This is a genomic window from Paenibacillus sp. KS-LC4, from assembly GCF_036894955.1.
In the GTDB taxonomy this organism is placed as follows: Bacteria; Bacillota; Bacilli; order Paenibacillales; family Paenibacillaceae; genus Pristimantibacillus.
This window is the reverse complement of sequence record NZ_CP145905.1, coordinates 5,222,142-5,245,000: the sequence shown is the minus strand read 5'-3', so window position 1 is coordinate 5,245,000 and position 22,859 is coordinate 5,222,142. Positions and strand designations below refer to the sequence as shown.

Sequence of the window (22,859 nt, the reverse complement as noted above, 5' to 3'; positions counted from 1 at the left end):
TAAAGAGTGCGTAATAGCTCACTGGTCGAGTGACTCTGCGCCGAAAATGTAACGGGGCTAAACACACCACCGAAGCTATGACATGTACCGAATGGTACTTGGGTAGGGGAGCGTTGAATATAGGTTGAAGGTATACCGTAAGGAGTGCTGGACTGTATTCAAGTGAGAATGCCGGTATGAGTAACGAAAAGACAAGTGAGAATCTTGTCCGCCGAAAGCCTAAGGGTTCCTGAGGAAGGCTCGTCCACTCAGGGTAAGTCGGGACCTAACGCGAGGCCGAAAGGCGTAGTGGAAGGACAACAGGTTCAAATTCCTGTACCACCGTAAACCGTTATGAGCAATGGGATGACGCAGAAGGGCAGTGACGCGGACTGATGGAATAGTCCGTCCAAGCAGTGAGGCTGATGAGTAGGCAAATCCGCTCATCGTAAGGCTGGGCTGTGATGGGGAGCGAAAATTACAGTAGCGAAGGTCATGCACTCCGGCTGCCGAGAAAAGTCTCTAGCCAGGTGAAGGTGCCCGTACCGCAAACCGACACAGGTAGGCGAGCAGAGCATGCTAAGGCGCGCGGAAGAACTCTCGTTAAGGAACTCGGCAAAATGACCCCGTAACTTCGGGAGAAGGGGTACCTCGGTAGGGTGAATAGCCCGAGGGGGTCGCAGTGAAAAGGCCCAAGCGACTGTTTAGCAAAAACACAGGTCTGTGCGAAGCCGTAAGGCGAAGTATACGGGCTGACGCCTGCCCGGTGCTGGAAGGTTAAGGGGAGCGGTTAGGGGTAACCCGAAGCTGTGAACCGAAGCCCCAGTAAACGGCGGCCGTAACTATAACGGTCCTAAGGTAGCGAAATTCCTTGTCAGGTAAATTCTGACCCGCACGAATGGCGTAACGACTTGGGCGCTGTCTCAACGAGAGATCCGGTGAAATTTTAATACCTGTGAAGATGCAGGTTACCCGCGACAAGACGGAAAGACCCCATGGAGCTTTACTGTAACTTGATATTGAACTTTGGTACGATCTGTACAGGATAGGTGGGAGCCATTGAAGCATGAGCGCCAGCTTGTGTGGAGGCGACGTTGGGATACCACCCTGATCGTATCGGAGTTCTAACCTAGGACCATGAAACTGGTTCGGGGACCGTGTCAGGTGGACAGTTTGACTGGGGCGGTCGCCTCCTAAAATGTAACGGAGGCGCCCAAAGGTTCCCTCAGAATGGTTGGAAATCATTCGGAGAGTGCAAAGGCATAAGGGAGCTTGACTGCGAGACCAACAAGTCGAGCAGGGACGAAAGTCGGGCTTAGTGATCCGGTGGTACCGAATGGAAGGGCCATCGCTCAACGGATAAAAGCTACCCTGGGGATAACAGGCTTATCTCCCCCAAGAGTCCACATCGACGGGGAGGTTTGGCACCTCGATGTCGGCTCATCGCATCCTGGGGCTGAAGTAGGTCCCAAGGGTTGGGCTGTTCGCCCATTAAAGCGGTACGCGAGCTGGGTTCAGAACGTCGTGAGACAGTTCGGTCCCTATCTGTCGCGGGCGCAGGAAATTTGAGAGGAGCTGTCCTTAGTACGAGAGGACCGGGATGGACGTACCGCTGGTGTACCAGTTGTTCCGCCAGGAGCACCGCTGGGTAGCCAAGTACGGACGGGATAAGCGCTGAAAGCATCTAAGCGCGAAGCCCCCCTCAAGATGAGATTTCCCAATTTAGTAAGACCCCTTGAAGACGACGAGGTTGATAGGTTCGGGGTAGAAGCGCAGCAATGCGTGCAGCTGACGAATACTAATCGGTCGAGGGCTTATCCTAATAACACGCTAAAGGTTCAGAGCTTGTCTTTCGCATCCAGTTTTCAATGTGCAACGTACATTGATTGATTTTAAGCATGATCATGGCCCGTTGGTCAAGTGGTTAAGACACCTCCCTTTCACGGAGGTAACAGGGGTTCGAGTCCCCTACGGGTCACCATATTATTTCGGAGGCTTAGCTCAGCTGGGAGAGCATCTGCCTTACAAGCAGAGGGTCGGGGGTTCGATCCCCTCAGCCTCCACCATTATGATTTTGAATACGGAGCTGTGGTGTAGAGGCCTAACATGCCTGCCTGTCACGCAGGAGACCGCGAGTTCGAATCTCGTCAGCTCCGCCATTCTTTCATTCTATGCCGTTGTAGCTCAATTGGTAGAGCAACTGACTTGTAATCAGTAGGTTGGGGGTTCAAGTCCTCTCGACGGCACCATCTTTTTCAAAAAAAATATGCGGTCGTGGCGGAATTGGCAGACGCGCTAGATTCAGGTTCTAGTGGTGTAACAGCCGTGGAGGTTCGAGTCCTCTCGACCGCACCATATTTTTTTGCGGACGTGGCTCAGTGGTAGAGCATCGCCTTGCCAAGGCGAGGGTCGCGAGTTCGAATCTCGTCGTCCGCTCCATTTTTATTTCGGGACGTAGCTCAGCTTGGTAGAGCACCTGGTTTGGGACCAGGGGGTCGCATGTTCAAATCGTGTCGTCCCGACCATTATAAGTTTTACAGTATGTCTGAACTTGCACAGCAATTGAAGCGCAAGAGCAGGCTTTTTTATTTGGAAGCAACACATAAGAGCGATAGCTTATATACGTAAGAAGCTTGCAATCCCACGTGAAGAGTGGCTCTGCAAGCTTCTTTTTTATAGGAACACAACTAATTGATTAAAGCCGTGGGCTAATTAACCGCAGCAATTGGGTTTCTGATGACTTTGACTTCGTAGAATGTAATCGTATTGGAGATAATATAGTCCGGTGTTCCCCCGCGGCGGGAATGGGCATCACGGAAAGCATCGCTGCGAGTCCAAGCATTAAAGTCCTCTTTCGTATTCCAACGCGTCACAATGGATACCTCCTCATAGTCCTTCGTTTTCTCTGTCAACAATACCTCAAGACCAAGGAAGCCCTCTGCTTTCTCTACGTCACCGACACGATCGAAACGCTCGATCAGCTTATGGGCATTGCCTTTTGTAATATGGGATGCATTCGTTACAATAATCATTTTAGTATCCTCCTGATTTTTTCTTGGATTTGGGATAATAATAGGATAGCCCTCATCAAATTTGATACGGGCATCCATGTTGTAAACATCTTTTAAAAACTCCGAGGTTAAAACCATTTGGGGCTCGCCTGTCATGGCGATTAATCCGCGTTTCATAGCAATCATATGGTCACAGTATGCTGCTGCTTGTTGGAGGTCATGTAAAACCATAACAATTGTAATCTGATAATCCCGATTAATTTGTTGAAGCATCTCCAGTACATCAAATTGATGTGCAATGTCGAGAAAAGTAGTAGGCTCGTCGAGCAGAAGAATATTTGTTTTTTGCGCTAACGCCATGGCGATTCGCGCTTTTTGCTGTTCACCTCCAGATAAAGTGTAAAACATTTGATGCTGATAACGTTTCGTGCCAGTAATGGTTAATGCCCAATCTATGATGTCGTTGTCTTCGTACGTCATTTTGTTTTTGAATAGAGGCTTGTGAGGTGAACGCCCGAAGGAAACGAGCTCACGCACCGTTAGATCAGGAATCATTTCTTTGGATTGAGTAAGCATCGCAATATCCTTGGCAAATTCTTTGGATTTGTAGCTTTTAAGCGGCTTCTGATTAATAAATACTTCGCCCTTATCTGGCGTAAGCAGCTTGGTAATGACCTTGAGCATGGTTGATTTTCCAGAGCCGTTAGGACCTACAATGGCCGTGATTTTCCCAGTAGGAATGATCATATTGGCATCTTCCATTTCAAAAGCACCAACAGATAAGCCTACATTTTCGATGTGGATAGCAGCATTCATCGAATTGCCCCCTTTTTGCGTAATAAGTAGAGAAAGAATGGTGCCCCTAGGCAGGCGAGAAGAATGCCTACAGGAAGCTCAATCGGATCAAACCAGGTACGTGCGAATGTATCTGCTAAAACGACCAATGCTGCTCCACCGACGATAGAAAGCGGAAGGAGAAAGCGGTAGTCGTCTCCGATAATTAAACGAACGGCATGTGGGACGACGAGCCCCACAAAACCGATTAATCCAGCTACGCTGACGGCAGCACCGGCTAATAGTGCAGCCAAAATGATGAGCAGAAAGCGCTGGATTTGAACCTTTTGTCCAAGCAGTTGAGCGGAGTCATCGCCAAGCAGCAGCACATTGGCAGGCTTAATGGCAAGGAAGCAGAGCAGCAGGCCGACTATGGCATAAGGTGCCATGAAGGAGAGATGGCTCCAGCTTCTTCCGTTTAGCCCACCTGCAAGCCAAGGGAGAACCGATTGTACACGGTCGCTGTAGACGACCATAAGTCCATTTGTTACAGCTCCGAGCAGTGCATTAATGGCTACGCCTGCTAGCACGATTTTGATAGGCGAGGTTCCTTTGTCCCATGCGCTCAAATAGATCAGCAGGCAAGTAAAGCTCGCGCCTAAAAAGGCTGCTATTGGCAGCATATAGCCAAGCTGCGGAAGGACAACCATTGTGATGACAGCGGCAAGACCGCCGCCAGCCGAAACCCCGATAATGCCGGGATCGGCCAGAGGATTGCGCATGACACCTTGTAATAGAGCACCTGAAGCAGCTAAGCAAGCGCCTACCAGCAGGCCTATAATGACACGGGGCATTCTTAAATTCATAATAATGGTTTCGTAACGGGGATCGGCATCGGAGGTGAGTACCTGGCCAATCTCTTTTAACGTAATCGGGACAGAGCCGTAAACGAGACCGAAATAAGTAACGAGCAGCAAAATAAGAGGCGCAATGATGATCGACCATTTGCGCCGGCGGCTTCGCTCTGTTTTATTCATGGCTGCTTCTTCTCTCGATCTAGCATTTCAATCATAAGGGTGAGCGCATCCGTTATACGGGTTCCCGGGTTTGTGCCGAACAGCTCGGCAGGCAGCACTTCGATAGCATTGTTTTTGACAGCATCTAATCCATTCCAGGCTGCATTGCTTTGCATTTCCTTAAGAAAGGCATCCTTTACCTGCTCAGGATTGCCATGTGTCATAATCATGACAACTTGCGGATTGGACTGTATAATTCTCTCAGAGTTGAGCTGGGCATATTGGGGATAGCTTTGAAGTGCTTCATAGTCGGAAGCAATATTTTCTCCGCCAGCCATCTCCAAAATATTGCCGCTGAGGGAGTTGGGCAGTGCAGCCATAAAGGTACCAGGAGCACCGTACACTAAGAGAGCTCGTGTCTTGTTCGTGCTGGCATCGACAGCAATTTGGCTAAGCTTATCGTCAATTTCGGCAATAAGCTCTTCCGCGCGCGGCTGCTTCTGAAGAAGCTGGCCTAAAAGCGTAATTTGCTTTTTAATATCGTCTATAGAGTGGGCAGAGGAGAGTACCATTTTGGCTCCAATGCTTTCAATAGTGGGGATATCCTTTGTATTCATAGGATTGTTGCCCAGAACGACATCCGCTTTCAAAAAGGCGATTTTCTCCAAATCAACCTCGTGAGTAGAGCCAATCTGCTGGACGGCCTCTGCTTCTTCGTTGCTCAATGGAACGGAGGAGGTAGGGCGGCCAACGAGAGTTCCCCCAAGGGCATAAATAATATCGGCTTCACCGTTGCTTAACGCTACAATATGCGAAGGGACAGCAGCAAATGTTAATTGCCTTCCTGCAAAATCGGTTATGGCTATGGCATTCTGTTTTTCAACATTGCTTGTAACCCCCTGTAGAGCATTCGAATCAACCGTTTGCGAGCAACCTGCTGCAGCTAAGAGAAGCAGAGCCAGCATTGCAGGGTATAAAATTTTCATATAATCCTCCCAATCCGATATGATAATGATTATTATTATTAAAATAATGATATTGTAAATGATAATCAATGTCAATAAGGGATAAACAATATATAGAAAAATAATATTAGCATTGAAAAATTAAATTCATAAAATTTGAATTGAAAATTATCATATTTTAATGTGTTAGTATAAAATAAATATATTTTATCAGTAAAATATGTATCATACCTCAAGGTTTGAAATCATATAAAGAAAAATAAAACAAAAATTATTAAAATAAGTGATTGACAAAATTAATGCAATTACGTTAATATCAAGTTGTCGAGCAGCTGAGAAAGCATTTGCTAGACATTCTTAAGAGCTGTGAAGGGCATGGTGAGCAGACTTAGGAGAGGGGAAGAGAAGGTATTTTTTTTGGCACTCAATTGATAATGATAATCATTAGCTTGATTGTTGTCTACCTTTTCTAAACTATTTTTTCCATACGACAGGAGAGGAGGAGAGAGACTTCATTCGTAAACTCCCAATATCAGCTTTCTTAATTGTTTGTTTTATGATTCTTCTTGCAGCACCGGCAGCTTATGCGCAGAGCATGGTAGACGGTACATATACGATTGATTACGTCATCAAGAAGGCTGAAGATGAATCTGCATCTATGGCAAATGATTATTGGGAAAAGCCTGCGAAGGCTATCGTTGAAAACGGGAAAATAACAGTGCAGCTGCAAATTAATCATAGTGCTTGGGTAACAGAGTTTAAAGTTCCTGGCGGTGGAGGTTACGTGAACACGAAGGTAATCAGCAGCAGTAAGGCTAATGATACGCGGGTTGTGCAGTTCAGCGTTGACGATTTGTCCCAAGCGATGCTGTCTAAAATTCATGTCACAGTTCCAGATATTGATTATGATCATGACTACACTATACGTTTTGTGTTTGATTCGAGCAGCCTGAAGCTTGTAAGCAAGGCAGAAACTCCAGCGATAACGGAGGCAACTCCCAAACCTGCAGCATCTGCGGAAACAAAGCCAACTGCTACACCGACTCCTAAGGTGTCTGCTTCCCCGAAAGCGACGAAGGCACCTGCTAAGGATATAAATGCCGGGGCAGCAGCTACAGCAGCACCAAAGGCTTCTGCTCAAGCAACGTCACCTGCTGCCGAAGAAAAAGGTACAGCTGACAGCCGTGTAGTGGAAAGCGCTGCCCCATTATCGACAGAATCTAAGGAAGCAGCAGCAAGTGCTTCTCCTGAAGCTGTAACGACTCCAAAAGCGTTAACTGATGCAACTGCTCCTGCAAAGGAGGCAATGGCTTCACCAGAGGAAGTGGAGAAGGCAGTATTAGAAGCAGAAACAGACGAAGCTGTTGAAGCTGCCAGTGCCGCCGAGGGCGAAGTGACGGCTGAGGATGCAGGCAGTGCTAATACAGCGGATACCGTTTCTGTAGAAGCTGCGGCAGAGGTAGAACCGCTTCAAGAGCGCTCCAATCATTGGGCGACGCCACTTGCGGTTATTGGTATCGTTATTTTAGCAGGAGCTGCTATGTATGTGTATCGTAAAAACAAAACCAAAACCAAAAACGAATAATAGGGAGTGTTTATAATTATGATTAAATCGTTCAAAAAAATGATGCCTTTGATGCTGTTGGTTATGGCTGTTGCTTTGGTTGTTCAAGTAGGCTCCGCATTTGCAGCAACTTCGCTGAACTTCACTGTTTTGAAGCCAGACGGTACCGTTTCTTATGCTGACGCATACGCAAACAGTCCAGCAAGCCTTGCATCGGATAATAAAACCGTTACTTTGTCCTTCTCCGGCGGCAGCTACATCAACTCGCTGAGCATTTCCAATGATGGCGGTTCTTCTTACACGGTTGTTAATGCAACTACTCTTGCAAACGGTGATAAAGAATTTACTTTCGTAGTAAATAATTTGAATGTTGATACTGTTGCTAAAATCCACGTTACAGTGCCGCCATTCCCAGGCTACCCAAATGGCTATAACACGGTTCACGACATCAAATTCGGTTGGGATCTGTAAGAGCATTCGCACAAATTAAACAAAGATAGAGTAAGAAGAACGGTCTGATTTAACCAGACCGTTCTTTTGCCGGGTAAATCAGCATGTTAGGGAATTACAAGGTTTTGCAAGCGAGACATAGAGATAGTGGAAATAAATGAACGGTTAAAAGGAGAGTAAGCAGGGTGAAAAAGCAATATACAAAAGTGGTAGCATTGCTTCTGGCATTCGTGTTAATGCTGCAAGTAGCAAGCATTGGTCCAATTGCTCAAGCGGCGACTACAACGGTGCCGGATGGCGAATATCCAATCAGCTTTCGTTATTTGAAAGATAATACGAATGAAACTTCAGTTCTGGAGCAGATGGTTGTTGTTCAGAACACAGGTAAACTAATCGTTAAAGACGGCAAGGCTCAATTTGAAAATGAATTTTATAAATATACAGCATTTAAACATTTTTCTTCCCGAATGGATGGTCAAGAAAAGGCAACGATTAATGGTCAAACGATTACAGGTCTAGATGGGTATGCCCCGGTAACGCCGATCTTGCTTGGTGATGGAACGAACCCAGATTCTGCTAAGGCAAGAATCGATATAGCTGATTTGAGCAAGCGTCAGGATATTTTGGTACATGTCGTTATACCGGCTGCAAGTTATGACAACTGGTATAACCTACAGCTCGATTTGGACACAACAACGCTTCCTACTGGTCCAGTAGATGGCGGCGGTGACAATGGCAGCGGCAGTGAAGCGGTAACACTTGAGAAGCTGAATGAGCTTTTCACAGTTACAAGATCCGTTTATGAAAGCACTTATGAAGGTACAGGAGATGGCTTCTACCCTGCTGGCTCCAAAACAAAGCTTTATAATGCGATTCAATTGGCGGACGGCATCGCTTCATCGGCAGGTGGCAATATTGAATTGATTAAAGCGGCCTACGCCATTCTCAATGAGGCTAAAAAAGAATATGAGGCTGGACGAATTAGCGTCAGCAAAATTGCTTTGTTCCAAGCTATAACAGATGCAGGGGCATTTGCTGCTACTGTTAAAAATACGGGGACGGCAGATAACGGAAGTGGAACGAGCATTATAAGCGATGGAGAGTATCCATATAATTATGAGCTTCGTATGCAAAACGCCATTCATACGGCAAATGGCTGGGCTTTTAACAAGGATGCCACCCAAAAACAAGTCAATGATGCCATGCTTGCTTTGCAAACGGAGGAGGCATTCGTAAAAGGCCAACGCTACAATGCGCACGTTCTCGATCTTATTGTTCTGAACTCACTTGCAAGCGATGCTGAAATTTCGGAGTTTGCAGGAGATTTCGCTTCGCAAATCACATTGCTGCAAGGTATGGTCAAACATACAGTTGCCAATATTCCGTTTAAAGCAGCGGTTGACGAGTCTGCTTTGAAAGCTTCTTCCCCGTCGAGAAACGGCGGATTTTCGACTGCCATCTCGCCATCATTTTATAAAGTGAACAGCCTGTCTGATGCAGACCAAACGATCTATCAGGTTGCAGTGAGAAATGATAATGCATTAGATAGCACATTCCAAGGGCTATCTTACCTGCAATATGAAAGCAATTCAGTAACTAAATCCGTATATTTGAGCTTTAACTCCGAACAGTTCAAGACGTTAAAGGCTACTATTGCTGCTGCTCAAGAGCTGCATGATCAAGCGGTAGTAGGTACAGCAACTGGTCAATACGATAGCAATACAAAAGCAGCGCTTCTTACTGCTATTGAAGCTGCTACAGCGAAAGCTGAGCAATTGTCGGCTGCAAGACCGCAATTAATCAGCGCCAACACAACACTGGAGCAAGCAGTGACGGCATTTAAAGCATCAGCAAACCGTCAAATTAATTATGCAGCTTTACATGCAACTAATCAGGCATTCTCCAGCATGGACAGCTACTTCCTGAAACCTGCAAATGTAACTTCAGTTGACGGCTCCACATTTGTCAGCTTTACAATCAAAGACAGCAGTATCGTTACGGCCTTCAAAGTGAAGGAAAACGGCGTACTAGTTGACTCTATGATTGTAAGCACAGATACATTGGCTAATACAAGAGTAGTTAAGTTCAAAGTGAGTGATTTGACAGCGCTGCTGGACGCTCAGGTTCATATTTCCATGCCGACTGTCATTGATCCGAGATCAGGACAGCCTTATGAGGCGGATCATAACATTCGCTTGAGCTTTGGTACAGGTGATGCTACAGCTTTGAAAGCAAGCATAACGGCCGCTCAAAAATTGCACGATGAAGCAGCCGAGGGAACAGTAATGGATAAATATCCTGCTGAGGCTAAAGCGAAGCTGCAAACGGCAATTAATGCTGCGAAAGCTATTACAACTAACCCGCTAGCGACAGAAACACAAGTAAAAGACGGCAGCGCTGCTCTGGAACAAGCAGTTTATTCATTTAAGGCTGCAAAGGTTTTGAGCAATGGTACTTACAGCATGGTGTTGAAATCATCTGATGAAGGTATTTTTGAGCATTTGGAAGCATCGGGCGTATTGACGTTCAATGGTGGAAGCCATGTTATTAGCTTTACTCCTAGAGCGGGAGTAACGATTAAGAAGCTGAAAAATAATGCAACGGAAGCAGAAATTTTTCCTACAGTCTCGACTGACGGAGCAAGCAATGCTGCTTCGCTGACTAACGCTGTATTTTTGGCGGCGATTGTAGCAGGTACGCCTGTTAAATTCACTGTACCAAATCTGACTGATACGTATTCAATCGTGCTTGGAGTGAGCGGAGTGGCAACGGATGTGGAATATGCGGTTCAGTTCGCCGATATTACGAAAACAGCGGATGCTCCTGTTGTCGAATTGCCAAATACGACGGTTCCAGGTCAACTCGCTAACGGCAACTACTTCCTGCAATATCAAATTAGAAAATACGGTACAGAAAATGAGTCCGTTATGCAAGGCTACGTCGTTTCCCCAGGTCTATTGAAGGTGTCAGGCAGCGCAAAAACATTTTATATGACGCTTACGAAGGACAAGGAGATTACAGGGCTCAAATTCAACGGTAATCATGTAAGCGTAGAGAGCAGAGATACGGTAAATAACACGAGGGTCGTTTACTTCAATGTCCCTGACCTTAATAGTACGATCAACGGCTGGGTTAAAATTGATTGGCCGGAAGTGAACTATCACCACGAATATGATATTCAAATTAAGTTCGACCCTACAACACTAGTCTCAACATCCGGTTCTGTAGCACCTGGTGTAGGCGATGTGGAGGTCGTTGAAGAAAAGCCAGCAGCTGGCAAAGATGAACTTAATGAGCCTGTTGTAACGGACTTCAAGGATATTCAAGGACACTGGGCCCAAGCATCCATTGAAAAAGCGCTTGAGCTTGGTATCGTCAAAGGTTATTCCGATGGTAAATTCCGTCCGAATGGCGTTGTAACTCGCGCCGAGTTCGCTGTTCTGATCAGCCGGGCGTTGAAGCTTACGGATGGCTCGACAAGTGCGGCCTTCAATGACAGCAAGCTGATTCCAGCATGGGCGAAGCCGCATATTGACCGAGCTGCGAAAGCGGGCTTGATTTCTGGCTATGCGAACGGAACGTTCCTTCCGAGTAAAGAAATTAACCGTTCGGAGCTGACATCCATTATCGTAAGGGCAGCTAAGCTCGACATTGATGAGTCGAATGAGCTGAGCTTTGCAGATACAGCCTCCATTCCGGATTGGGCGAAAAATGACATTGCCGCAGCTGCAAAGGCTGGTTATGTTCAAGGCAAAGGCGACAATAAGTTTGAGCCGCTTGCTCATGCAACAAGAGCAGAAGCATTGACGCTGATCATGAAGCTTCTGGAAACGAAATAAGCTGCCGCTAGTCGCCATACACAAGTGAAGCAAAACGGACAAGGATGCTGGGAGACCAGTATCCTTGTCATGTTCTCATGAAGGGAGCTAGATAAAGCGATGATTAAAGCTTTTGGCAAAATACTCGGGCTGTTCGGGTTGCTGACCATGCTTCTGCTAGCCGCCTGCTCTGCGGCAGGAGCAGACCCTGCTGCCCAGCAGGCAGGAGCTAGCCAAGCGTCGCAAACCGAGCAAGCGGAGCAGGTGGAAGACAGGGCTGAGCCAGCATCCTCTCCTGAAGCACAGCAGCGGGTTGTATCGACGACCGTGGCGATTACGCAAATGCTGGATGCGCTTGAGGTGGAGCTTGTCGGTGTGCCGACCAGCTCGAAGACGCTGCCTGCCCGCTATGATCAAGTGACAAGGATAGGCAATCCGATGAGCCCGGATATGGAGCTCGTGAAATCGCTTAAGCCGACGGAAATATTGTCGGTGACGACGCTGGAGTATGACCTGAAGCCGGTATTTGAAGCGGCGGGAATGCAGGCTGATTTTCTCAACCTTACGAGTGTGGAAAGTATGAATCATGCTCTCCAAAAGCTAGGTGAGACTTACGGAAAGCAAGCTCAAGCACAAGCTATAATCGACAGGTTCGAGCAGAAGGTTACGGAGATTCATACGGCTACTGCTGACAAGAATAAGCCAAGCGTATTGATTTTGCTAGGGGTGCCTGGCAGTTATCTGGTCGCGACGGAGCATTCATACATTGGTGATTTGGTAAGGCTTGCCGGCGGCGTCAATATTGTAAAGGGTGAAAATGTAGAGTTCCTGGCCTCCAATACGGAATATTTGCAGCAGTCGAATCCGGATGTCATATTGCGTGCTGCCCATGGCATGCCGGAGGAGGTTGTGAAAATGTTTGATAAGGAGTTTCAGAAGAACGACATTTGGAAGCATTTTAGCGCCGTGCAAAATGGTCGTGTCTATGACTTGGAGGAAGCCTTATTCGGAACGACTGGCAATCTGTATGCTGTAGATGCTATTGATACTTTGATGGGCATGCTCTATCCATAGGTCAATAGGGTTTTATCGTTTATGGTTTGCACGTCAGTGCGGCACAGCCCGGGAACTTTTTATAAAGGACGTTGGTCATGATTAAGAAGGTTGGTAGTTTTGTTGTGGTTATCGCTTTGCTGGTGGCTGCTATTATTTATTCTGCTATGACGGGGAGTATTAAGGTAGGTATTTTGGATTTGGTGCAGGGGTTATTCTCAGGAACGAATGATCAGGTTGAGGTTATAAAAGATTTGCGCTTCCCGCGTATCCTCGTCTCCCTGCTTACAGGAGCTGCGCTTGCCGTTTCCGGCGTGCTGCTTCAGGCGGTGATGAAAAATCCGCTCGCTGATGCTGGCGTCATTGGGATATCCTCGGGTGCAGGGCTAGTATCGCTGACCGTTGTAACGATTTTTCCAGGGCTGTTTTTCTGGATGCCGCTGTTTTCCTTTTTTGGCGGTGCGCTCGCCTGTTATCTCGTCTATGCGCTGTCTTGGAAGTCGGGACTAAGCCCGTTGAGGCTTATTCTCGTTGGTATTGCGATTAACGCAACGTTCACAGGACTAGGCCAATCGTTTAATTATCGCGGAAGCTATGCGGTTACGAGCGTCAATCAGGCGATTTCATCTATACTCACCATGAAGACATGGACGGATGTGCAAATTATTGGGGTATATGGTCTCATTGGCCTGCTGCTGTCCTTGCTCCTAAGCTCATGGTGCAACATGCTTGGCTTGCAGGATAAAACAGCGAAAAATCTCGGTCTGCGAGTGACGCGTGCGCGTCTGCTGATCTCGGTCGTAGCGGTGCTGCTTGCCTCGGTAGCAACGGCCATTGGCGGCTTAATTGCTTTCGTCGGCCTGCTCGTTCCGCATATTGCGCGTACGTTGGTTGGCTCCGATCATAAGGTGTTGATTCCGTTTTCTGCACTCGGAGGTGCCTTGCTGATTTTGGCAGCGGATACGCTCGGACGGACGGTGCTGGCACCGACGGAAATTCCGGCCTCCATCATTATGACGATTATCGGCGGGCCATTCCTCATCTTTATGCTTAGAAGGAGTGAGCGCGTAGATGGAAATTAAACAGGTGACATTTTCTTATGATAACAAGACAGATCAGCTCAAAAACATTAGTGGACAAATAGAGGCTGGTAAAATAACGACGATTATTGGCCCGAATGGCTGCGGCAAGTCGACGCTGCTCGGTGTTTTATCGCAAAACTATGCGCCTGCTCACGGGGAGGTGCTGCTCGATGGCAAATCGCTAGCTCGAATGAAGCCCAAGGAGCTTGCCAAAAAGCTTGCAGTCGTGCATCAGCAAAATGAAGCGCCGTATGATTTAACGGTAGAGCGGCTGGTAAGCTATGGACGGCTTCCGCATCGCAGCTTCCTAGGGCAGCCGAATGAGGCTGACGAGCGGGCGATAGAAGAAGCGCTTGATGCGACCAATCTCCAGCAGAAGCGCAGTCAGCGGCTCAATCAGCTTTCGGGCGGCGAGAAGCAGCGGGTATGGATTGCAATGGCACTGGCGCAAAAAACACCGATTTTGTTTCTGGATGAGCCGACCACCTTCCTTGATATGTATTACCAGATTGAAATATTGGAGCTGGTGCGGACATTAAATCGGGAGCATGGCATGACCATCGTCATGGTATTGCATGATATTAACCAAGCAATTCGCTACAGCGACCGAATTGTCGTAATGAAAGCGGGCGAAATTGTTGCGAGCGGTTCGCCAGAGGCGGTTATTACAAAGGAAATCGTAAAAGAAACATATCAGGTGGATGTACGGCTTATGCAAGAAAGCGATACGGGGCTGTATGTCGTTCCAATCGGTATTTGAGCTCGTGATTGAAAGGCAAAGCCGAGGCGGGGCTGGATGCCACACTTTAGTAAGTCGACGATTCGTGCAGAGGGCTGCACGGGCAGTCGGCTTTTATTTTTTTTCGCTGGCCGTAGTGGTAGAATAAGAAGAATAAATCAAGATGAGATAGTGAGGAAAGCTAATGATACGTTTTGGCCTAATTGGCACTAACAAAATAACCGATTCTTTTATCGAAGCGGCAAGCGGGCTGGAGGATTTTGCTTTAGCGGCCGTGTATTCGCGAACGTCCGAGCGGGCGGCACAATTTGCGAGCAAGCATAAGGTTCCGCATACGTTCACGGATTTAGAGGAAATGGCCAAGAGTGATCAGGTGGATGCTGTATATATTGCAAGTCCCACCTCGCTCCATGCACAGCATGCGATTACGTGCATGAAGCATGGCAAGCATGTGCTTTGCGAGAAGCCAATTGCTTCAAACGCCCGAGAAATGCGGGAAATGATCGCAGCGGCGAAAGACAATAATGTGCTGCTTATGGAGGCAATGAAATCGACGTTCGTGCCGAATTTTGCAGTTATTCGCGAGCACCTGCCTAAGCTGGGGGCAATCCGGGCTTATTTTGCATCGTATTGTCAATATTCGTCGCGTTATGATGCGTACAAGGAAGGCAATGTCATGAACGCGTTCAAGCCGGAGTTTTCAAATGGCTCGCTGATGGACATCGGCATTTATACCGTCTACCCGTTGGTCTCGTTGTTCGGCAAGCCGAATAAGGTAAAAGCAAGCGCCGTTATGCTAGAGTCGGGTGTGGATGGCAAGGGCAGTTTGCTGCTGCAATATGAGGGTATGGATGCTGCCGTGCTGCATTCCAAAATATCAAATTCTCAGCTTCCAGCAGAAATTCAAGGCGAAGCGGGCAATATGATTATTGAAAATATTAGCTACCCGAATCAGGTACGCATCGAGTACCGCAATGGTGAAGTGGAGGAGCTGACGGTGCCGCAGGAGGAAAATGTGATGGTATATGAGGCTGATGCTTTTATTCGGCTCATTCAAAGCGGCCAGCATGAATCGGATATTAATTCGCTTGCGAACTCGCTTGCTGTACTTGAGGTGCTGGATGAGGCGCGCAGCCAGATCGGGCTTGTTTTTCCAGCAGATCGGCTATAATACGGATGTAAGGAAGCAAATGGAATGGGGAAAAATTTATTTTATAGAGACAAAGGAGACTTGGAATGAGCGATGTATTAGCTGTTCAATTGGAGAAATACGCTGAGATTATTGTGAAAATAGGTGTGAATGTCCAGCAGGGGCAGGCGGTATACGTAACGGGAGCGATTGAGGTCGCGCCTCTTGTGCGTCTCGTTGCAGAGAAGGCTTATGCAGTTGGAGCAAGCAATGTACATATTGATTGGACGGATGACCAGCTTTCCAGATTGAAATATGAAAAAGCAGGGGCTGAAGTTTTCGAGCATTTCCCGCAATGGGAAACGGCGAAGCGCCAGGAGTTTGTGGATAAAGGCGCTGCTTTTATTTCTATCGTATCCGCAAGCCCGGATTTGCTGAAGGGTGTCGACACGCAGCGTATTTCCAGCTACCAGAAGGCTGCTGGCGCAGGGCTGAAGGAGTTCCGCAGAGCGATTCAAGCGGACAGAGTGAGCTGGACGGTTGTTGCGGCTGCCGCCAAGGACTGGGCGAAGAAGGTGTTCCCAGAGGCTGAGGGCGAGCAAGCTACCCAGCTGCTATGGGAGGCGATCTTTAAAGCGGTGCGTCTGCATGCAGAAGATCCGGTTGCGGCTTGGCAGGAGCATAACAGAGCGCTTGAAGGCAAGGCAGCGGCGCTGAACAGCTACAATTTTAAAAAGCTGCATTACACCGCTCCGGGCACAGATTTGACCATTGAGCTGCATGACAAGCATCTATGGGTTGCTGCCAGCAGTGAAAACGAGCAAAACGTTCCGTTTATGGCCAATATGCCGACGGAAGAAGTATTCACAGTGCCGCTGAAAACGGGCGTTAATGGTTATGTATCGAGCACAAAGCCGCTCAGCTACGGCGGCAACATTATTGACCGCTTTAAGCTTACCTTCGAGAACGGCCGCATTGTGAAGGCCGAGGCGGAGGAAGGCGAGGCGCTTTTGCAGAAGCTGATTGATACGGATGAGGGTGCGCGTTATTTGGGCGAGGTTGCCCTGGTGCCGCACTATTCCCCGATTTCGGAGTCCAACATTTTGTTCTATAATACGCTGTTTGACGAAAATGCTTCGAACCACTTGGCTATCGGCAGCGGCTATGCCTTCAATATTGAGGGAGGCAAAAAGATGTCGCCAGAGGAGCTGGAAGCAAACGGCGTTAATGCGAGCTTGACGCACAATGATTTCATGATCGGCTCTGCCGACATGGACATTGATGGCATTCAAGCTGACGGCACCGTCGTTTCGGTATTTCGTAAAGGCAACTGGGCGTTTTAAGATGTGAACAATAAGCGTGAAAAACAGGCTCGGAGCTGCATGATGCGGCTTCGAGCCTGTTTTGATGTTTCGCTGCTTGCTAGTGGTCTCATAAAGTTTAAAGTCTAGTACAGCTTGCCTTGGCGGTACAGCACCGTAGACAGCTTCATGACGGAATGATTATAGCAATTTTGCCGCAGCGTGTAAGCTGCGCTAAAGAAGGAAGGCAAAATAGAGCCGAGTGTGCTTTGCATTTTCTCAAACAGCATGCGATGTACCTGCTCTTCAGTCAAATATTGCGTTTCGCGACCTTGCAGCCACTCAAAATAAGAGACGATAACGCCGCCGGCATTGGCGAGAATATCGGGAATAATAATAACACCGTTCTCGGAAAGCTTCTGGTCGGCTTCACCGGTTATTGGCGCATTCGCCCCTTCGACGATGATCTTGGCTTTCACTTTATCTACGTTATCCTGGCGTACCTGCTCCTCTAGCGCGGCTAGTACGAGCACATCGACATCGAGATATAGCACCTCCTCACGATCCAAAATGTCAGCTTTGAGCCCCATCTCAGTGAGCTCTTCCTTCGTCTTGGGCAAGTCGCCGTGATGATGATTGGCGAATTCGATCAACGCCGGAATGGATAGGCCGTCCGCATTGTAAAGTGTGACATTGCGGTCGCTGACTGCAACGACCTTATTGTTGAGATAGGTACATTTATGCGCTTCCAGCGCAGCGACGGAGCCGACATTGCCGAAGCCTTGAACAGCGATGGAAAGCGATTTGTCCGACTGGGCAAGTACATTGGCAGCGAATAGACTAGAGCTGTTGGTCAAGTAGCCGCGATGCTCTTTAATAAAATCATGGAGCATATAGCGGAATGTGAAATAAACGCCCTTGCCTGTCGCTTCCCGGCGTCCTAATGAGCCGCCGTTTATGACGCTTTTGCCAGTAAAGCTGCCGAGATACGGTTTGCCGGGATGAATATTTTTATATTCGGCCATCATCCAGTCCATCTCTCGTTCACCAGTTCCCATGTCGGGTGCGGGAATATCCTTCTCCGGGCCGAGAATATCAGTAAAATATTGGACATATTTTTTGCAAATAATGTATAGCTCTTTAGATGAATAATTGCGCGGATTAATGCCGACGCCGCCTTTACCGCCGCCGAATGGAACGTCGTGAAGCGCATTTTTGAGTGTCATCAAGGCTGCTAGATTAGTAACCTCTTCTTCATTTACAGATTCGTGGAACCGAATGCCGCCTTTGTAGGGGCCAAGCGTATCGTTATGCTGGATGCGGTAAGCTGGTATGCGAACGACGTCGCCATCATCCATTGCTATACGTAAAAAAGCTTTATTTACCTTGTTTGGCGTGGATAAAATAGCGGCCAAGGACAGGAAGGCCTGATCGCGATGCTTGCCTTGCAGGTCTGACAAAAAGGAGGAGTCCCCCAATAATGCATGTAACGATTGCTGAACGATTGTGCCAGTTTGGTTTGCCATGTTTAATTGACCTCCAGTGTGGGTAACGAAGATTGTAGTACATGGAGCCGGGGAAGGCACCTACATCATTTTAACATAGCAAGAAGAGTAATCCAAAATGGAATATAGGTAATTTGGAGTGAAATTAATAGTAATTAGTTCTTAATTCCTATCTTTCAAATGGAAAATAATCCAAAAGTATGTTGAAATATGTCGCTATCCCCGTTAACATTTACAGAGCAAGAGAAAATTATATTAGATAAATAGAGGGAGAAGTGAAAGGTCATGGATCAATTTCAAAATCACAATCAAAATGGCTACCAGCAGCAAAATCAACTGGCTGAGCCTGTAAGCTTTAAAGAGTGGATGATTACCATTTTGTTATGTGCTATTCCGATTGTAAACATTATTATGCTGTTCGTCTGGGCTTTTGGAGGCAACACAAAAATCAGCAAGTCGAACTACGCCAAGGCTTCATTGCTATGGGCTGCTATCGGTATCGTTTTATATATCTTTATTTTCTTACTATTCGGTGCTGCTATGATTGCAGGCTTTTCTGAAATGGGCAACTACTCTTACTAATATTTAAAGCAACCTGATTTACAGGCAGGTAAACAAAAGGCGCTCCAGCCCGCTGCCATGCGGCGAGGAGCGTCTTTCCTTTTACCTAAATAATGCTATAATAAACGAAAATGAAAGGCTAGGGGACTGCGACGAAATACAGTACAGCTAATTATCTCGCAGCTTCTAACTATGGAAATAGAGGTGTTAAGGATGGCGAAAAAAAATCGGCAGACAGCAACGCAAGCGAGCAAGCCGAAATCGGCCGCGGCGGATAGTCAGCAGGCGACCTTGAAGGATTTGCTGAGCGCTGATGTGCTGAGCAAGCTCAAGGAGCAGTCGAATGCGCTGAAGGCAGCGGAGGAGCAGAAGAAGCAGGAGGCTGCTCAGAAGGCGGATGAAGCGCGGAAGCAGGAGCAGAAGCGGCTGGAAAACGATATGGAGTATTTGCTCAATAACAGCAAGCCGGGCGACTGGAAAAAATACAAATAAAGACGTACAGCGCGGTTGCTTGTTAGGCGCAATACATACAAAAGGAATCATCGCTTCTGCCCGCGTGATTCCTTTTGTGCTTCGTATGCAGTTTATTTACTCGCTCTTGCAGCGTAGGGGTTTTTCGTTCACCAGGCTTCACGCCATTCCAGCTTCCCCGCAGCTGCTCGGGATTCATTAAGCCTCGTTGCACCAGCTTCTGTCTTGCTTTCTTCGCTTTACTCATTGCCATTATCATTTTCCTCCTGTTGGTCTGCGTAGGTGGTGCCAAGTTATTCAGAGCACTCCCTTTTATTATATGTTGAAAAACGTGCTTAGGAAAGTGTCGGCTTCTGGCAATTGACAGACTTTGCAGGCTGCGTTAAAGTCAATAGGCGAGCTTGAAAAGTAAGCGCCATCATATTGGACGGGCTTGCGGTCAAAAATCAAATGAAAATGTTCAATTAAACTTTATATTAGGCTGCTGTGAAAATAGAAAGGGTGAAGGAAATGTCTGTAGGCGTATTGGCACATTTATTTGGGAGCTTGTCTTACCGGGAGCTGGCTGAGAAGGTGGGCGCTGCCGGATTTGGCCATATCCAGCTGGCGATGTGGAAGGCTATTCATGATGTTGATTTTAATAAACCGGGCAAGCTGACTCCAGGACTCGCCATGTCCATAGCGGAGGAGCTTCGCAAAAATGGCGTTTCAATTTCCATATTAGGCTGCTATTTGCATTTCTTTGAGCGCGATGAGCAGAAGCTTCGCGAAAATATAGAGCGGTTTAAGGAGCTGATTCGCTACGCACGTTTGCTCGGCGCACCTATGGTTGCTTTTGAGACGGGAACCCATCCAGACGGCGTTTATACGGAGCAGGACTGGAGGACGCTTAAATCGACGGTTCAGGAGCTTATAGAGGAAGCGGAGAAATGGGGCGTATTCATTGGCATTGAGGCAGCAAGCGGCCATTTGATTGGCACGGCTGCGGAACTGCACGCTTTTCTGCAAGAGATCCCGTCCTCGCATGTTGGCGTTGTCATCGACCCGGGCAATTTACTGACGACAGAAAACTTTGCCCGTCAGGATGAAGTCATTGAAGAAGCGTTCGCGCTGCTTGGCGACCGAATTATTGGCGCTCATGCGAAGGACCGTAAACCCGATGCGAATGGAGTGCTGCAGACGGTTCCGGCGGGCTACGGCGAAATGAATTACAGTCTTTATATGCGTTTGCTTAATAAGTACAAGCCGGGCGTTCATATTATTATGGAGACGGCGAGCGAGGAGCAAATGGCTTTCTCCAAAGATTATATTGAGCGTATTCGTTCTGAATACGCGTAGTTTTCAGGCATTCTTGTTATACAGGTGTTTCTGTAGGGATCACATGGGCTTTTGTTTTTGACATTGAGCCTCAATTAAGAAATAGGTGATGAATATGTGGAATGTAATAGTACCTTATGTCATGCCTTTGTTCATGGTTGTAATTATTGCGACTTCTCTTATTAGATTAAGAAAAGAGTATAAATATAAAGATGGAAAAGGGAAGAAAAGTATTGTTTTAAAACTAGTTTTGTCATTAGCATTTACTTATTTAGTTATTATGCTAATTATAAATTTGTTTATGAATTATGAATAGTTTAGATGCTTAAATGATAGTTTTTTTAAAACATGCTTTTTCTAGCTATAAAAAAATGCTCCTGTATCTTTCGATATAGGAGCATTTTTCTGATATATTGCACTCTACAGCTTAATATCCTTAACAAATTGCAGCAGCTCTTCTGACATTTTAGCCAGTGCTTGGGACGAGGAGGTTATTTCCTCCATCGTAGCCAGCTGCTGCTCGGTTGCCGCCGATACGCTTATGGCGCCGGAGGATGTTTCTACTGCAACCTCTGCGACCCCTTGCAGGGAAGCCGCCAGCTTATTCGTATCCTCGGACATTTGCTGCGAGGCTTCGGATACGGAGTGGATTTGCAGGGTCACGGAATTTACGGCTTGCTTAATGTTGTTAAAGGATTCACCAGCAGCAGATACCGCAGCAATACCTGCTTGTACGACCTCCTTGCCGTCATGAACGGACTTAACGGTTCGCTCGGTATCCGACTGAATGGAGCGCACCAGCACGGCAATTTGCTGGCTGGACTGAGTCGATTGCTCAGCCAGCTTGCGAACCTCTGCGGAGACGACTGCAAAGCCGCGTCCTGCGTCTCCCGCGCGTGCAGCCTCAATCGCGGCGTTAAGTGCCAGCAGATTCGTCTGCTGGGCAATACCAGCGATGACCTCGACGATTTTGCCAATTTCATCGGAGCGTGAGCCAAGGATGCTAACGTCCTCCGCAATATTTTGCACCGTGGACTGAATATGGCCCATTTGCTCGACAGCGGATTGCACCGCGACCGTTCCATCTACAGCAGTCTGAGCGGCTGCTCGCGATTTTTCCGAAACCTGTAGGGAGCTTGCGGCCATATTGCTAGCCTCTACCGACATATTGTTCACAAAAGCTACGCTCTCCTGAACGACTCGAATTTGCTGCTCGGAGCCGCCAGCTACCTGCTCAATAATTTCAACGACCTGCTCGGTTGCTTTAGTTGTCTGCTCTGCCCCGGCAGTCAATTGCTCGGACGAGGCGGCAACCTGAAGCGCATTTTGCGATACCTGCTCAATCAGATTACGTAAATTTTGCGACATGGCATTAAAGGATACGGCCAAAATGCCCAGCTCGTCGCGATTTTTCACCTTAACGGCTTCACTTGTTAAATCGCCCTGCGCAATACGTTCTGCTACGGCGGTAATTCGAACAATCGGCACCGTAATCATCCGGCTAATGAAATAAGCAATAGCTATCCCGGTCACTATCGAAATTAATGAAATAATGAGAACCATGAGTCGGGTGCTGGCCACTTTGGCCGACGTTTCTTCCGAGCTAAGACGAAGAACCTCTTCTTGCTCGAGAACGAAGCGATCCGCTGTTTCCATAAACTTGCTTATAATCGGCTCGTTTTTGGCGGCGAGGCGCATGTAGTCCTCTACTTTATTTTGCTTCTTGAATTCAATCATTTCCTCGGCATTGCTCGTATAGCTTTGTTGGAGCAAATCGAGTCCTTGCAGCAGCAGCCAGTCATTTGAATCGTTGGTCATGCCTTGCAGCTGCTGGCTGACTTCCTTATAACGGCGAACGGAATCGCGGTAGGTGTCGATTTCCGCCTCGTCATTCATCAGAAGATAGCCTGTAATGCTCAAGTTTTCATTTTTAATAGAGAGACTTAAATCTTTGACCAGACTTACACTATGGGCGCGTTCTTGCAGCAGCTTCTGATAGGTGCTGTTAATTGAACCAATTTCAACATAGTTAAGAGAGGCGATAACAATGAGCAGCAGCAGAATCGAGAAAAAGCCGCCGTAAAGCTTTTTACTAATCGTTAATTTCATCAATTATTATCCTTT

General features: G+C 47.4%; 17 protein-coding genes, 7 tRNA genes and 1 rRNA gene (1 of these 25 only partly in view). 19 read left to right on the top strand and 6 right to left on the bottom strand.

The genetic code is table 11. From position 1 onward, the window contains the following. The 8 genes from V5J77_RS22240 to V5J77_RS22205 all read left to right on the top strand — a co-directional run. Positions 1-1,801, top strand: a 23S ribosomal RNA gene (locus tag V5J77_RS22240); it begins 1,133 nt to the left of the window's first position. A gap of 84 nt (positions 1,802-1,885) precedes the next feature. Further along, positions 1,886-1,960: transfer RNA gene (locus V5J77_RS22235), tRNA-Glu, on the top strand. Positions 1,961-1,969: 9 nt separating this feature from the next. After that, positions 1,970-2,045, top strand: a tRNA-Val gene (locus V5J77_RS22230). A 16-nt stretch (positions 2,046-2,061) separates the two neighbouring features. Further along, a tRNA-Asp gene (locus V5J77_RS22225) sits at positions 2,062-2,138 on the top strand. Between the two features lie 14 nt (positions 2,139-2,152). Next, positions 2,153-2,228: transfer RNA gene (locus tag V5J77_RS22220), tRNA-Thr, on the top strand. A gap of 19 nt (positions 2,229-2,247) precedes the next feature. Next, positions 2,248-2,334: transfer RNA gene (locus V5J77_RS22215), tRNA-Leu, on the top strand. 9 nt (positions 2,335-2,343) lie between these two features. After that, positions 2,344-2,418: transfer RNA gene (locus tag V5J77_RS22210), tRNA-Gly, on the top strand. Positions 2,419-2,427: 9 nt separating this feature from the next. Next, positions 2,428-2,504: transfer RNA gene (locus tag V5J77_RS22205), tRNA-Pro, on the top strand. 183 nt (positions 2,505-2,687) lie between these two features. On the opposite strand, the gene isdG is transcribed toward V5J77_RS22205, so the two are convergent. From isdG to V5J77_RS22190, 3 genes are read right to left on the bottom strand one after another with little or no spacing between them, the layout of a single operon-like run. Beyond that, positions 2,688-3,806, bottom strand: a complete 1,119-nt coding sequence (isdG, locus tag V5J77_RS22200) for a heme oxygenase (RefSeq protein ID WP_338553025.1) — start codon at positions 3,804-3,806, stop codon at positions 2,688-2,690. Then, positions 3,803-4,801: an iron ABC transporter permease gene (locus V5J77_RS22195; RefSeq protein WP_338553024.1), complete on the bottom strand. Its 999-nt coding sequence runs from the start codon at positions 4,799-4,801 to the stop codon at positions 3,803-3,805. The genes isdG and V5J77_RS22195 overlap by 4 nt, the downstream gene beginning before the upstream one ends. Further along, positions 4,798-5,766, bottom strand: a complete 969-nt coding sequence (locus tag V5J77_RS22190) for an ABC transporter substrate-binding protein (protein WP_338553023.1) — start codon at positions 5,764-5,766, stop codon at positions 4,798-4,800. The genes V5J77_RS22195 and V5J77_RS22190 overlap by 4 nt, the downstream gene beginning before the upstream one ends. Before the next feature lie 535 nt (positions 5,767-6,301). Between V5J77_RS22190 and isdC the strand changes: the two genes are divergently transcribed. The 8 genes from isdC to V5J77_RS22150 all read left to right on the top strand — a co-directional run bounded on the left by isdC (position 6,302) and on the right by V5J77_RS22150 (position 16,923). Further along, a complete protein-coding gene (gene isdC, locus V5J77_RS22185; protein ID WP_338553022.1) occupies positions 6,302-7,330 on the top strand; it encodes a heme uptake protein IsdC in 1,029 nt (342 codons plus the stop codon). A gap of 18 nt (positions 7,331-7,348) precedes the next feature. Next, positions 7,349-7,780 (top strand): NEAT domain-containing protein, encoded by a 432-nt coding sequence (locus tag V5J77_RS22180; protein WP_338553021.1) that lies wholly within the window; start codon positions 7,349-7,351, stop codon positions 7,778-7,780. Positions 7,781-7,944: 164 nt separating this feature from the next. Beyond that, a complete protein-coding gene (locus V5J77_RS22175; protein WP_338553020.1) occupies positions 7,945-11,598 on the top strand; it encodes an NEAT domain-containing protein in 3,654 nt (1,217 codons plus the stop codon). 147 nt (positions 11,599-11,745) lie between these two features. After that, positions 11,746-12,651, top strand: a complete 906-nt coding sequence (gene isdE, locus V5J77_RS22170) for a heme ABC transporter substrate-binding protein IsdE (protein WP_338556992.1) — start codon at positions 11,746-11,748, stop codon at positions 12,649-12,651. A gap of 77 nt (positions 12,652-12,728) precedes the next feature. Next, complete coding sequence (locus V5J77_RS22165) at positions 12,729-13,712, top strand: iron ABC transporter permease (protein ID WP_338553019.1); 984 nt, start codon at positions 12,729-12,731, stop codon at positions 13,710-13,712. Continuing rightward, positions 13,702-14,472, top strand: a complete 771-nt coding sequence (locus tag V5J77_RS22160; protein ID WP_338553018.1) for an ABC transporter ATP-binding protein — start codon at positions 13,702-13,704, stop codon at positions 14,470-14,472. The genes V5J77_RS22165 and V5J77_RS22160 overlap by 11 nt, the downstream gene beginning before the upstream one ends. Before the next feature lie 163 nt (positions 14,473-14,635). Further along, a complete protein-coding gene (locus tag V5J77_RS22155; RefSeq protein WP_338553017.1) occupies positions 14,636-15,622 on the top strand; it encodes a Gfo/Idh/MocA family oxidoreductase in 987 nt (328 codons plus the stop codon). A 65-nt stretch (positions 15,623-15,687) separates the two neighbouring features. Beyond that, complete coding sequence (locus tag V5J77_RS22150) at positions 15,688-16,923, top strand: aminopeptidase (protein ID WP_338553016.1); 1,236 nt, start codon at positions 15,688-15,690, stop codon at positions 16,921-16,923. 104 nt (positions 16,924-17,027) lie between these two features. On the opposite strand, the gene V5J77_RS22145 is transcribed toward V5J77_RS22150, so the two are convergent. Then, entirely contained in the window at positions 17,028-18,407 is a 1,380-nt protein-coding gene (locus V5J77_RS22145; protein ID WP_338553014.1) for a Glu/Leu/Phe/Val dehydrogenase, read from the bottom strand. Positions 18,408-18,671: 264 nt separating this feature from the next. Here V5J77_RS22145 and V5J77_RS22140 point away from each other — a divergent pair, with 264 nt between their 5' ends. Beyond that, complete coding sequence (locus tag V5J77_RS22140; RefSeq protein WP_338553013.1) at positions 18,672-18,968, top strand: hypothetical protein; 297 nt, start codon at positions 18,672-18,674, stop codon at positions 18,966-18,968. Positions 18,969-19,160: 192 nt separating this feature from the next. Continuing rightward, a complete protein-coding gene (locus tag V5J77_RS22135; protein ID WP_338553012.1) occupies positions 19,161-19,439 on the top strand; it encodes a YqkE family protein in 279 nt (92 codons plus the stop codon). A 22-nt stretch (positions 19,440-19,461) separates the two neighbouring features. Here the strand turns inward: V5J77_RS22135 and V5J77_RS22130 are convergent, their stop codons facing one another. Beyond that, entirely contained in the window at positions 19,462-19,671 is a 210-nt protein-coding gene (locus tag V5J77_RS22130) for a hypothetical protein (RefSeq protein ID WP_338553011.1), read from the bottom strand. Positions 19,672-19,928: 257 nt separating this feature from the next. Between V5J77_RS22130 and V5J77_RS22125 the strand changes: the two genes are divergently transcribed. Next, positions 19,929-20,756: a sugar phosphate isomerase/epimerase gene (locus V5J77_RS22125; protein WP_338553010.1), complete on the top strand. Its 828-nt coding sequence runs from the start codon at positions 19,929-19,931 to the stop codon at positions 20,754-20,756. 399 nt (positions 20,757-21,155) lie between these two features. On the opposite strand, the gene V5J77_RS22120 is transcribed toward V5J77_RS22125, so the two are convergent. Further along, a complete protein-coding gene (locus V5J77_RS22120) occupies positions 21,156-22,844 on the bottom strand; it encodes a methyl-accepting chemotaxis protein (RefSeq protein ID WP_338553009.1) in 1,689 nt (562 codons plus the stop codon). Positions 22,845-22,859: the final 15 nt, after the last annotated feature.